The following is a 12,587-nucleotide window of genomic DNA, read 5'->3' on the forward strand; positions in this document are numbered from 1 at the left end:
CGTCCACCGCGACGTGCACCACTTCCACGCCATCCCCATCGCGGCAGCGGACAATCCCGCACTCAACCGGATCGTCGAGCATCCCCGACTCTATTTCGGCATGGTGCAGCAACATGGCACCCTCGACGCGGGCTACCGGGTGCTGGCCGTGACGGCGGGTGTACCCGCTCGTCGGAGTCCCGTCGGTAGGCGCCGGTTTCACGGCGCAGGTAGGCCTCGATGCGCCGGACGTTGTAACCCCAGCTTCTGGGCGTAGGCGACGGAGTGCGTCTGGTGCCAGGCCAGACCGGTCGGCCGGATGCCGTCCGGAGTGACCGGTGAGTGCAGGCGCGGGTCCACCTCGACGTGGGCCGGTCGACCAGCCAGCTCCCGGGGATCTTCGGGTTGAGCGTCGGGCCCACGAAGTGGTCGGGGGCGGACAGGCCGACGACGAGGCGGGCAGCGGCGACTGGCACTGCGAAGTCCGGTGAGTGGGGCAGGGCGAGCAGCCGGAACGCCCGGCGCTCGGGTTCGCTCAGGCCGTTGTAACTGAGGGCGAAGCTGCCACGGACCTCCCGATCACCTGCCCGAAGTTCGTCGAGGCGGCGGCCTTTGGCACGGTCGATGCAGGGCAGGCTCGCCACCATCCGCCGACCTTGAGGGCGCACCGTCCAACGGTGCTGCGGCCTTCGCCGTCACGCGCTGGCCGGCTGCGGCAAGGCCCCGGGTCGCGCGCAGCGCCTGGGGCCTCGCCCACCAGCCTGACGCCGCGACTTCCTCCCCAGGCCGCGGCCCGGCCTGGTCCACTCACCAGTCGTCGGGTGCGCTGGCCACCCAGGCGATCGGCCGGCCCTCGGTTGCGGCCTCAGTGGAGTTCCTCCATCGAGGTCTCGTGACCGTCGTCCAGGGCGCCGATTCGTCCCCAGCGGCCGTGCTTGCCCGGACGGCATCGGCGGCCCGGGGCCCGTCGGGGCTGGCGGCGCGCAGGCGTGGGGTGGGTCAGTGTGCGGGTGTGGCGGGTACGGTCTTCTTACGGGCGCGGTAGGCGGCGGCTTTGATCTTGTTGCCGCAGGATTCCATGCCGCACCACTGGCGCCGCATGCCCCGGGAGCGGTCGACGTAGACCCGGGTGCAGTCGGGGTTGCCGCATTCCTTCAGCAAGGGTCCGTCCGGTCCGCTGAGCAGTTCGACGGCCTGCCGGGCGACGGTCGCGAGCGCCAGTTCGGGAGTGGCCTCGGTGTGCCGGCCTTTCAGGGTGAGCTGCGGCGTCACGGGGGTTTTGCGTGCGGTGGCGTTGACCACGGCGAGGGCCTCCCGGTCGAACTCCTCGCCGAGGCGGCGGTTGGTGACGAGCCGGTAGATGGCCTCGCGTACGGCCGTTGCCTCGCGGACGTCGTCCTCGTGGCCGGGAGTGATCGTGTCCACCAGTGCGGACTCCAGGTACCAGGCATTCAGTCGTTCCGGCGTCACCAGCATCTCGAACCGGGTCGAGCGCCGGGCGCGCAGGGTGGCCGCGAAGTCGAGGGCCGGGTGCCCGCACACGAAGACATGGTCAAGGTTCACATCACCATATTGGCAGGTGACTTCCAAGGGGCGCAACAATCGTCACCGTTTCAGGTGGTGTCCTTGCGGGGGCGTGCGGCGCCTCGTGAGGTTCCGCGGCGGTCAGGGTCACGGTCGGCCGTATCGGCTTGCCCGCCCCTCCTTGTGGGCCCTGGGCGGTCGGCCGGCGTGCGCCTGTCGGGCGCCCGTGCCTGGGCGGGGATGTCGGCGGTCGCGGGCCCTGTTCGGTCCGCGCGGCCCGAGGGGTACGGCGACGGGCCGCCTCGACGGCACTCCTGCCTGGGTGCCGGACGGTGGGCCGGATCCGGATCTCACCCGGGGATCTCGTCTCCGCCCGCCGCGTCTGTGACTCCTTCGTCCACGGCCAGCGTCGCTCCCGGCCGGGCCCTGCCCGGTCGGCCGGGATGCCCGGTCGGCCGAGCTCGAGCGTGCGGGCCGTTCGTTGTTGACAGCCTTGAGAAGCCCATGCCAGCATCGTCACCAGTTGAACCGGTGACTCCAGAGGGTGCCGGGCAGGACGGGGTTCATACGTTTTCAAGGAGCACACGCCGTGGGGGAATTGCCGAAGCTGATGGCCGGGGGAGCCTCGGACGGCGGGGGATGCTCGGCAGGCTCGATGCGGGGATGCGCACCGGATACGTCAGCCGGGCGTGGGCGGATCGCGGTCACTCGCGGTGGCTTCTGCGCTCACGGCCTGGGTGGAGCACGGGAAGGCGCCCGAGATCTTGTCCGCCGCTCTGGTCGGCGCCGGCGGTCGGCGGGTTGCCCGCAGCCTGTGCGGCTGTCCGCAGGTGTCCCCGTCACGCGATCCGGGCCTCGCCTCCGGTTTCGGCTGAGTCATCCCGCCCCGGCACTGACCGCCGACCGCCGACCGCCGACCGCCGACCGCCGACCGCTGATCGCCGACCGCCGACCATCGGTCACCGCGACTCCATGGCAGGTCAGTCCGAGGCTTCTGTCGGGTTGTCGAGCAGGTTCATGAGTATGTCGTCCCAGTCCAGGGCGTCCATCTCCGCCTCGGCCGGGGTGATCCGGTAGGACGCGTCGAGCCACTGTGCGAGCGGCGCGGCGGGCACTTCGAACAGGGCCTGAACGTCCTGTGACTCCAGCAGCAGCCAGGACGAGGGCCGCTGTCTGTGCTGGGCCGGCCACATCCGTACGTCGCCGCAGCCGCTCATCGACGTCAGTCCTCGGTGCAGGAGCTCGCGGCCGAAGTGCCAGGTGATCCCCGGTCCTCGTTCGGCCTGGAACGCGACCGTGATCACCGCGGGCATGTGCGGGTCGAATCGGAACTCCGCGCGGATCGGCTGCGCGGTGAACTCGTCGAGCATCTGGTCGAGTTGAAGGAACAGTGAAGGCACGAGCTCGGGCGCTGAACGCGCCCGCAGGGGGGATTGGTCTCGATGCATGACGGGAGGTCTCCTCCGTGCGGTGAATTCTGATCCCTTCCCACTCTTCGTCGGCGGGCGGGCCTCGCACATCGGTCAGTTGACGGTCAGGAGAGGGGGGCGAGCGGGGCGGTGAACAAAACACCGGTGTCAGTGCGATGTGGCACAGGTCGATCGTCCGCCCGGCGCCGCACCGCTGACGCCCGGCGCTCACCTGGTGCACGTGGACCTTTCCGCGGGTCCGTTCCGTCTCCTGTCCGGCGGCCGTCGCCGTCGGCAGGGGCGTGCGGATCGGCGGTGCACGAGAGGGCGGGCAGACAGGAATGGATACCTGTCGGCAGGCCCCCTCGGCCGTGAACCCGGCATGGCGCCGTCGACCGTCTCGTGGACGGTGACCGGACGAGGGGAACCGGAGGTCGGCGCCTGGCCGGCCCCGTCGAGAAATTCCGATACATCAACCGAAAGGATTGGCATGCGATCCAGCCTCAGCAGATGGCGGCTCTTGCTCGTCGCGGTCCTCACCGCTTGCGCCGTCACCCTCACGTCCACCGGAGCCTTTGCCGCGGAGCCCGGGGAGAGCAATGGATGGGCGAGGGAGATGGAGAACGGCAGGCCCGCCCAGGCCGACGGTGACATACAGGAGGCGCGTGATCCCCGTACCGGCCAGCTCGTTCAGATATGGCGCGGTTGGAGCGACGACAGCATCTACGTCTCCCTGAACAACAATCAGGTGAGGCTCTGGCCCGCACCCTCGGGAGGGACCAGGCCGGAGACCCGGTCGAATCCGCAGATCATCTTCAACGGCGGCTACTGGTGGGCCTTCCACACTGGCGTGGACAGGCGTGTCTACTATGCGCGCGTCGCGGTGAACGACGGCGTTCTGAGTCTCGGCTCCTGGTTTCAGGTTCCCAACAGCGTGGAGACGCCCAACAATCTGTCTGTGGCGGTCGCCCCGCTGCCCAACAACGGCTGGTATCTGGCCTATCGGGGTGCCAGCAGCGCTGAGCTGTGGGGTGTCTACTACAACGGCCAGAATGGTCAGTGGGATCTTCCGGTGACGGTCCCGGGTGCGACGAGTAACTCGTCACCGGCGATCGCGTGGAGCTCGTTCGGGCAGGCGCTGGTGCTTGTGTATCGGGGTCTGGACGACCGGGTGAATGTAAGGCGCCAGCGTTACGGGAACCCTCGCTGGACGGATTCCGAGATCCTCGGCGGCGTGACCACGGACGCCCAGCCGGCCGTGGCGTTCGCGAACAACGGATTCGGTCAGGTCGCGGTGCGCAGACCGGACACCCGGCTGTCGTTGACCACGGTCAACGAGGTGAACGGTTACTCCGGTTGGTCCAATGAGATCAATGGCTTCACGGCCAGGTACGGCCCCGTTCTCGTCGCTTCTCTCGCGACGATCTATCTGATCGCCACCAGTGGTAACGGCTACGTGTTCTGGAAGCAGTCGCGGCAGTTCTGACCGGCCTCCCGCGGGAGGAGGGAGTCGCCCGTCCCGGGTTCGGGGCGGGCGATTCGCTTTCTCTCACACCCAGTCGTCACCGGCTTGACAGGTGACGCTCGTGGGTGCAGGCTGGCCCTGGCTGCGCCGGCCGGCGGAGCCCGTCCACGGTCGAGGAAGTGGAGGTGGGCCATGGAGCGGAAAGTCGCGATGGACGCCGCGGAGGCGGCACGGCATGTGCGTTTCGGCAAGCTGCCCGAGCGCGTCCGGTTCGAGGACATGACGCAAGTGGTGGAGTCCGCGCCGGACGCCGGGGCGGACTCTGCGTACCAGGACACGGGTGCGTGGCGCACCTTCTCGTGTCTGGCTCTCGATCTGGGCCTGTAGAGACCTGCTTCGAGTGCGAGGGCCGCGTCCGGCTGCCCGGGACCGACGGCGTTTGAGTCATTCGACTGTCGCCGGCGGCCTGTGGCTGAACGATCCTGAGACGGTCGCCCGCCTGCCGGTGCCGGGCGGTCGTCATGCTCGAAGGGGCCAGCCGTGAACCGTACTCCCGTCGTCTTCATCCATGGCGCGTGGCTGCACGCACTGTCCTGGCAGTCATGGGTGGAACGCTTCGCCGGCCGGGGGTTCCTCGCCCTGGCGCCCGGATGGCCGGGGGAGGCCGCCGCTGCGGGGCAGACGCGCACGCCCCCCGAGGCGCTGGCCGGTGTCGGCCTGGAGGTGTTGACGGACCACTACGAGGAGATCGTACGTTCATGTGAGACCGCGCCGGTGATCGTCGGGCACTCGGTCGGAGGCCTCATCGCGCAGCGCCTCCTCGGCGCCGACCTCGGCCGGGCCGCAGTGGCCATCGCACCCGCGCCGATCAACGGCCTTGCCCTGCCCGCCTCGTCGGCGCCGTGGTGGACCCCCGGTCGGACCGGCGGGGCTGAAGGGCTTGTGTCGTTGTCCCCGGGGCAGTTCCACCACGCCTTCGCGAACACGATCACGGCGCAGGAGTCCGGTCGGCTCTTCGAGCGCCATGTCGTTCCGGCGCCGCGTGCGTTGCTCGCCGATCTGGCCGGCGGGGTGGGGAGTCCGTATGCCACGGCGGATGTGGGCAACGCCGGTCGTGGCCCGCTTCTGCTCGTCTCCGGGCAGGAGGACCGGCTGGTGCCCGACTCCGTCACGCGCGCGGTGTACAAGCAGTACGGCGATTCCAGGGCCGTCACCGATCTTAAGCAGTTCGCCGACCGTGCCCACTGTCTGGTCATCGACAGTGGGTGGAGATCGGTCGCCGATCATGTCCTTGGCTGGCTGGACGAGCATGGTCTGGGCGCCCACCGGTCGTGAATGCCGTCGTGTCACGCGTCCTGGTCACAGCCGGGGATCTTGGCCAGCGCGTCGCGGAGGGCGGCGCGGGAGGTGATGCCCAGTTTGGGAAACACCCGGTAGAGGTGTGAACTGACGGTGCGGGGTGAGAGGTGCATGCGTGCGCCGATCTCCTTGTTGGTCAGGCCGCCGGCGGCGAGATCGGCGATCCGGTGCTCCTGCCAGGTCAGGGCCGTGGTGTGTGCCGAGGTGGAGAGGGCGGGCGCACCGGTGGCGCGCAGCTCGGCGCGGGCCCGTTCGGTCCAGGCGGGTGTCCCGAGCCGCTCGAACGTCTCTGCCGCCTGAGTCAGCGAGGGCCGTGCCGCCTTCCTTCCTCGGGTGTGGCGGAGGCGGATGCCGCGGGCGAGGCGGATACGGGCGAGTTCGAAGGGGAAGCGGGCGGCGGCGGGCTGGGTTTCGGCGCGGTCGTACAGGGCTTCGGCGCGGGCCGTGTCGGTGGTGGTCATGGCGAGGGCGCCGTAGGTGATGAGGGCGAGGCGGGGGGAGCGGTCGGGGAGGTTCGCGTCTTGGGCCGCGAGGGCGTGGGCGCGGGCCTGTTGCGTACGGCCGGTGTGCAGTGCTGCTTCGACGAGGTCGAGGAGGGTGCGGGAGGCCTGGTGGGCGTAGGGCTGGAAGGTGCCGGGGGGTGTGATGCCGATGGCGTGGAGGTAGGCGGCTTCGTAGTCGCCTTCGGTGAGGGCGGCGGTGGTCCCGACGGCGTCGGCGATCTGGGTGAGGAAGCCGACGCCTCGGGGCCGGGCCCACGCCTCGACCGTGGCCTGGAGTTCCCGTGCCCGGAGCACCTCGCCGCGCAGGGCGGCCAGCAGCCCCAGGTACGCCTGGGTGTGATGGACGAACAGCGCGTGCCGGTGCGTTGTCGTCAGCTCCAGGCAGCGCCTGCCGGTGTGTTCGGCCTCGTCCCACTCGCCGACGGCGATCTGGTCCAGCATGATCAGGTGCAGCATGGTCATGGCGTCGGCCACGGCCCCCGTCTCCGCCTCCCGGTCCACGGTGCGCTGCAGTTGCGGCCGGCACTGGCTGAGGGTGTCCACGTGGTAGGCGGCCACCCCCAGCCGCGTGACGTCCCACGGCTCCAGGTCGCCAAGGCCGGCGAAGGCGCGTTCCACCCGTTCGTGCACACCGGCGCCGCGGCGTACCACGTCACCCCAGGCGTCCTGGTAGACGCGGGAGTGTGAGGACACCAGGTCGCCCAGGCTGGCCATGAGCTCATGGGTGCGCTGCCAGGAGGCCTCGTCGCTGGCGTACTGATTGATCGCCAGCAGCAGGTCGACCAGGCGGGTGAGGACCTCGTCGGGCTCCCGCAGCCCGCTCTGGCGCATGCTTTCGATCGCCGCGAAGACCTGGCGCTGCGAGGACCGTACGTCCCCGTCCTCGAAGAGCGCGGCGTAGCCCGAAGTGACCACGGAGCTGGGGGAGTTGTCCGTGCCGGTCGGTGTGCCCGAGCGGACCAGCTGCTGGGCTTGGTCCAACTGGCCCGAGTGGCCGGCGATGTAGCCCGCGCTGCCCAGCCGTCTGGACCGCTCCTGGCGGCTTTCGCTCAGTTCCGCGGCCCGGGTCAGCCAGGCCACCGCGGCCTGTGCGCCGCCCCGGCGGGTGGCGGAGTCCGCGGCCGCCTCCAGCGCGGCCGCGACCTCCTCGTCGGGGTCGACGGTCGAGGCGGCCAGGTGGGTGGCCCGCCGTTCCAGGTCGTCGCGGTGTACGTGCGCGAGTACGGCGTGCGCCGCGCGCCGCTCGTTCGGGGTGGCCCTGTGCACGACGGTCGACCGCACCAGGGGGTGGCGGAAGACGAAGTCGCCGGTGAGCGGGTCGATGTCGAGCAGGCCGCAGGCCGCTGCCTCGTCGGCCTCCCTCATGCGGTAGCGAGTGTTCCTGGCGTGGCCGGCCGCCGCACCGGAGCCGACGCCGTCCAGCGCGCCGCGCAGCAGTTCCGCGCGCACGTCGTCGCCGAGAGCTGTGATGCGGGCGCCGTAGACCTGTTGCAGGCGCAGGGGCAACGGGGTGCCGGTGTACCCGAGGAGTTCCTCGGGGGTGCGTCCTGCCCGGTCGCCACGCACGTAGGGCGGCAGTTCCAGCAGGGCGAGCGGGTTGCCCTGGGCCTCGTCCAGGATCAGACGGCGGATCCGGGGGGCCAGCCCGGGGTGGTGCGTGTCCAGGAGTTGTTCGGAGGCCGTCTGCGACAGTGTGGTCACCGGCAGTTGGGGCAGCGCGGCCGTGTCGAATCCCGACGGCACGTCGGAGCGCAGGCCGACGACGAGCTTCACCGAGCTGCCGGTCAGCCGGCGCCCCACGAAACCGCACACCCCGGTGCTGGAGGCGTCCAGCCACTGACCGTCGTCGAGCACCAGCAGCAGGGGTTTGTGCGAAGCCACCAGAGCGAGCAGGTCGAGGACTGCGATGCCGAGGGTCATGACCGACGGGGCGGTGCCCTCGCCTCTGCCGAAGACGACGTCGAAGACACCCCGGTGGGGGTCGTCGAGCCCGTTGATGTGGGGGAGCAGCGGATACAGCAGCTGGTGGAGGCCGGCGAACGGCAGTTGGGACTCGGCCTCGGCCCCGGCGGCTCGGATCACCTGGTGCTGCTGGGCCGTCGCGCGTTCGACGATGTGGTTGAGCAGTGAGCTTTTGCCCACACCTGCGTCCCCGCGCAGGATGAGAGCCCGGCCCTGGGTGGCCGCCACGAACGCCGACAGCACCTCCTGCTCGCGCTCACGGCCGATCAAGGCCTGGACGATCGACTCCACGGTCCCCCCGATCCCTTCACCGCCGAAACGTTCTCGTCCCGGCGCACCGGCGGGCCCGGGCGCCAGGGCGAGGGCACGTCGTCGTCCCCCGTCGCCGGACCGTCCTGGCGGCTCGCCGCCCGTACCTCGGTGTGGTGTGTGTCCCCAGGGCCACACGTCAGGTGTCCGCGTCCGCGACGTGTCCGACGTCCCGCCGCCCGCACCCCACGCACAAGCCTAAAGGGCCCCCGAAGGGCTCGGCGCCCGGCATGACCGGCATGGCTCTTGTCGTACGGTCATCGGCGCATACCGGGGTGAGTCCGGTTTCGGTTGGGGGGCTGCTGTGTGTGTTCTGTGTCGTGGGAGTGGGGTGCTGGTCTGTGCTGGTTTCGGTCAGGTGGTGGGTGCTGTGATGTTCGGTTCGGTCGGCGTTGTTGTGGTGCCGTGGGCGGCTCTGTTGTCGGGTGTGTCGTGGATGTCTGTCTTCTGTCGGCTGGGGCGGGATTGTTCATGGTCGCCGGGTGTTTCGTGGGCGCTGGCGGACGCTTGCGGGTCTGGGCTGTCGTCCGCTCTCGTGTCGATGGTTTCCCTGTGGAGGATGCGCCGGGGAGGGTCTGGCAGGCTCCATGTTGTGGAAGTGCAGGGCGCCTGCCTGTCCGGCGCTACGGGGCGGCGCGGCTGGTCGCCTGCGCCGCCACCGCCCGGGCGCAGGGCCGGCTCTTCGTCGTCCTCGTCGCCACCGTCCCTTCGGGTGACGGCCCTTCGGGTGACGGCGTCGCGGGTGACGGCCCCTCGTCGCCACCGGCCTTTCGGCCACCGTCCTTTCGGGTGACGGCGCTTCGGGCGACGGCGTCGCGGGCGATGGCGCTTCGGGCGACGGCCCCTCGTCGCCACCGGCTCTTCGGGTGACGGCCTCTCGGCCACCGTCCCTTCGGGTGACGGCGCTTCGGGCGATGGCGCTTCGGCCACCGGCCCTTCGGGCGATGGCTCTTCGGCCACCGGCCTTTCGGGTGGCGGCGTCGCGGTGGTGGCGTCGCGGTGGCGGTGAGGGGGTGGCCGGTAAGGCCTTGTGAGAGGGCGTTCGTGCTGCTTGTCTGACGCGGGCTGCTGTGCGCGTGAGTGTCGCAGGGGCACCGGTGTGCCCGCGTGTCGGTTTTCGGTCGGGCTCTGCGGTGCTTTTCTGCGGACCTGGGGGCTGGTTGTGCGGGGCGTCGGGGGAGGGGGGCCGGGCTCGGTGGGCGGTGGGTCTCGCGGTCCTTGGAAGAGGGTCAGCGCACGGTGGTGCGGGCGGCCTGCTCGATCACGTGGGCCACCAGAGGGGGGCGGGAGACGGCGGCCGAGTGGGACTGCGGCGACCTCTGTGGTGTGGGCGTGGGCGCGCTTGGCCATGAAGCGCTGGACGGCGGCCGGGATGTTGAGGTCGCGGGTGGTGACGTCGGCCCAGCTCGGCTTGGTCTTCCGGGCCGCGCCGGTGGCCTTCTCCTCCGGGGCGGCCTGGGCGATGGGCCGCTGTTCGGCGGCCATGAGGGGGGCCTGTCCCGCGGGGACGTCGGCGGCGAACTGGTGGCGGAACCTGTCCTGCGGGATGTACAGGTCGGTGGCGGTGGAGCCGTCCGCCTGCCGGTAGGTGACCGCGTCGAGGGCGTCGGGGAGGGTGGGGCCCGGGTACTTGTCGGTGAGTTCCAGGGCGCTCTCGCACCGGCGCCGACGGTCGGTATTGGCCACCGGGCGAGGAGCGGGTCGGCCGGCCGGCCACGGCGGGCAGCCGACGGCGCTCTCGTCCGAGGGGGAACGGGTTGATGGTTGGGCCGGTGCCCGGGTCCCGGTGGAAGTCGTGGAAGGACTGCAGCACGGTCTCGCAGTGCGCCCGCGTCGTCGCCGCGTACATCAGCCTCGGTCCCGCCCGCCCCGTCACCGAATTCGGTGCCCCCGCCGACGCGCCCGGGCCACCGACCGCACCTTGGTGTCGGCAGTCCGTCGACGCCAGTGCATCCGCACGGGCTTTGGCGCGATCGCCATCCACCGCGCGAAGTCCCTGGCCTCCGCCCGGGCAGCCCGACGCCACTCCACCCCGAGGGCATCCGGGAACCGCCACCACTGCAGCAGATCCATCCCGTAGGAGCGGATCGTCGACGGCGGCCGCGAACACGCCTGTAGCTCGGCGAAGAACGCCGAGACCGGCTCCACCACGTCCCCGGCGGCGTCCGGCGGGGCGTACGGCTGGGCGGGGTCGGCCACCTCGGCCAGGGCACCGGTCTGTGGCAGCACGAAGTTGATCAGATCCCGAGAGGAATCACCCGTCTCAAGCACACCGGCCCCTCCCGGGTTTTCTCGACGGGCGGGCCGACTCCGCCGGCCTTCGTCACTGCCTTGACCGGTGACGAACATGTCATGCGTCAACGTCACTCGTCGAGGTGGTGACACGTGGAGTGGGGCCGGACACCGCGTGCGTGCCCTGAGCCGGCGCGACAAGACGCGGACAGACAAGGTGAGGTGCCACGAGCGACGCCGAGGAGAAGACGCTGCCGGCGGCCGGCTGCTTCTGAGGCAGGCCCGAGCCGATCCGGGCACTGCCCGGTGTGATGCGCACCCGGGGCGGGCTGCAGCGGCCACGGCAAGCCCAACGCCGCAGACCGCGACCACGAAGGCCGAGCCGGAGCACCAGGACCACCTCCGGCGTGACCCGGACGGCTGCACCTGCCCTTTCCCGCGCCCGAACCGGCGCCCGCCCCGGCGCGGCGAGAGCTGAACACCGGGGCGGCCGGGAGGAGGACACCCCTCCCGCCCCCAGGGCCCGCGTCCCTCCCGCCCCCAGGGCCCGCGTCCCTCGCGCCTCGCCCGGGTGCACGCGAACCAGGACCGCTCCTTGGGCACGGGCGCGCAGTGGGACGTCAGAGGCGGTCGGCGTCGACGACGGCCCGGGCGTAGACGCTGGGCGCTTCCTGCGGCAGGTTGTGCCCGACGTCGGCGATGGTGCGGTGCTCGTACGGGCCCGTGAAGTGCTCGCGGTACGTGGACCCGTCGCCCGCCGGGGTGAAGGGGTCGAGCGCCGCGTCCAGGGTGATCGTGGGAACGCCGACGCGAGGCTGGGCCGCGAGCAGCTTCTCGTAGCGGTCGTAGCGGCGCTCACCCTCGATCAGGCCGATGCGCCAGCGGTAGTTGTAGAGCACGATGGCGGCGTAGTCGGGGTTCTTGAAGGCCTCGGCGGTGCGCGCGAAGGTGGCGTCGCCGAAGTCCCAGTTCGGGGAGACCAGGGTCCACACGTAACGGCACAGTGCGAGGCGCTCCTTCTCGTCCTCCATGGCCCTCCTGCCGCGTTCGGTGGCGAAGTACCACTGGTACCACCAATTGCGCTCGACAGCCGGAAGGGCGGGAGAGCGCTGCGCCTTGATGTTCGTGATGAGGTAACCGCTCGTGGAGACAAGGGCCTTGACCCGCTCGGGCCACAGGGCGGCGATGATGTCGGCGGTGCGGGTGCCCCAGTCGAAGCCGGCGAGGACGGCCTTGTCGATCTTCAGGGCGTCCATCAGGGCGATGATGTCGAGCGCGATCGCGGACTGCTCGGCGGTACGGGGGGTGTTGCCGGACAGGAACCGGGTGCTCCCGTGGCCGCGCAGGTAGGGAACGATCACGCGGTACCCCTGGCCGGCGAGGAGTGGGGCGACGTCGACGAAGCTGTGGATGTCGTACGGCCAGCCGTGCAGGAGGACGACGACCGGGCCGTGCGCGGGACCGGTCTCGGCGTAACCGATCTCCAGGACACCCGCCTTGACGTGCTTCAGCGTGCGGAACCCGGTGCGCGCACCGGCGGCAGTGGCGGGCACGGTGGCAGCGGACCCGCCCGGCTCGGGCGCGGCGGGCGCGGCGGATGCGCTGGTCTGCGGGCCGGACAGTGAGACCGCGGCCACGCCGGTGCTCAAGCCCACGGCCTTGCTGAACGTACGCCTGTCGATCATGTGAAACCCTCCGTCGTGCGTTTGCGGTGACCGGCCCGAGCCCGGGAAACCTCCCGCTCCCCTCAGCGGCACGAGCCCGGCGCGCCGAGGTTGTACCGCTGAGGGGAGCGGAACCGGCGGCACACACTCTCGCCCGCCAAAAAGCCCGACACATCAGTCA

The 12,587-nt window shown here is 70.9% G+C and carries 8 protein-coding genes and 2 pseudogenes; 3 read left to right on the plus strand and 7 right to left on the minus strand.

Annotated elements, in window-relative coordinates; translation table 11 throughout:
- Positions 1–185: 185 nt before the first annotated feature.
- From ACIRS4_RS35445 to ACIRS4_RS35455, 3 genes and pseudogenes are all read right to left on the minus strand, one after another.
- Positions 186–446, minus strand: a pseudogene (locus tag ACIRS4_RS35445) (transcriptional regulator); the annotation flags it as partial.
- Positions 447–978: 532 nt separating this feature from the next.
- Positions 979–1,542, minus strand: a complete 564-nt coding sequence (locus ACIRS4_RS35450; protein ID WP_404203929.1) for a CGNR zinc finger domain-containing protein — start codon at positions 1,540–1,542, stop codon at positions 979–981.
- A 941-nt stretch (positions 1,543–2,483) separates the two neighbouring features.
- On the minus strand, positions 2,484–2,951 hold the full coding sequence (locus tag ACIRS4_RS35455; RefSeq protein ID WP_404203931.1) for an SsgA family sporulation/cell division regulator: 468 nt from the start codon (positions 2,949–2,951) through the stop codon (positions 2,484–2,486).
- Positions 2,952–3,402: 451 nt separating this feature from the next.
- Here ACIRS4_RS35455 and ACIRS4_RS35460 point away from each other — a divergent pair, with 451 nt between their 5' ends.
- From ACIRS4_RS35460 to ACIRS4_RS35470, 3 genes are all read left to right on the plus strand, one after another.
- On the plus strand, positions 3,403–4,398 hold the full coding sequence (locus tag ACIRS4_RS35460) for a hypothetical protein (protein WP_404203933.1): 996 nt from the start codon (positions 3,403–3,405) through the stop codon (positions 4,396–4,398).
- Positions 4,399–4,569: 171 nt separating this feature from the next.
- On the plus strand, positions 4,570–4,764 hold the full coding sequence (locus ACIRS4_RS35465; protein ID WP_404203935.1) for a hypothetical protein: 195 nt from the start codon (positions 4,570–4,572) through the stop codon (positions 4,762–4,764).
- Between the two features lie 153 nt (positions 4,765–4,917).
- Positions 4,918–5,712, plus strand: coding sequence for an alpha/beta hydrolase (locus ACIRS4_RS35470; protein WP_404203937.1), 795 nt, complete (start codon positions 4,918–4,920; stop codon positions 5,710–5,712).
- Positions 5,713–5,723: 11 nt separating this feature from the next.
- Here ACIRS4_RS35470 and ACIRS4_RS35475 read toward each other — a convergent pair whose 3' ends face one another.
- The 4 genes and pseudogenes from ACIRS4_RS35475 to ACIRS4_RS35490 form a co-directional block, all read right to left on the minus strand.
- The gene (locus ACIRS4_RS35475; protein ID WP_404203939.1) at positions 5,724–8,492 is read right to left on the minus strand and encodes an AAA family ATPase; all 2,769 of its coding nucleotides are present in this window, start codon (positions 8,490–8,492) and stop codon (positions 5,724–5,726) included.
- A gap of 1,247 nt (positions 8,493–9,739) precedes the next feature.
- Positions 9,740–10,166: pseudogene (locus tag ACIRS4_RS35480) on the minus strand (alpha/beta hydrolase); the annotation flags it as partial.
- Positions 10,167–10,382: 216 nt separating this feature from the next.
- Complete coding sequence (locus ACIRS4_RS35485; protein ID WP_404203941.1) at positions 10,383–10,739, minus strand: integrase; 357 nt, start codon at positions 10,737–10,739, stop codon at positions 10,383–10,385.
- Between the two features lie 623 nt (positions 10,740–11,362).
- Positions 11,363–12,427: an alpha/beta fold hydrolase gene (locus ACIRS4_RS35490; RefSeq protein WP_404203943.1), complete on the minus strand. Its 1,065-nt coding sequence runs from the start codon at positions 12,425–12,427 to the stop codon at positions 11,363–11,365.
- Between the last annotated feature and the right edge of the window lie 160 nt (positions 12,428–12,587).

This window comes from Streptomyces sp. NPDC101166 (assembly GCF_044768125.1).
Taxonomy (GTDB): Bacteria; Actinomycetota; Actinomycetes; order Streptomycetales; family Streptomycetaceae; genus Streptomyces.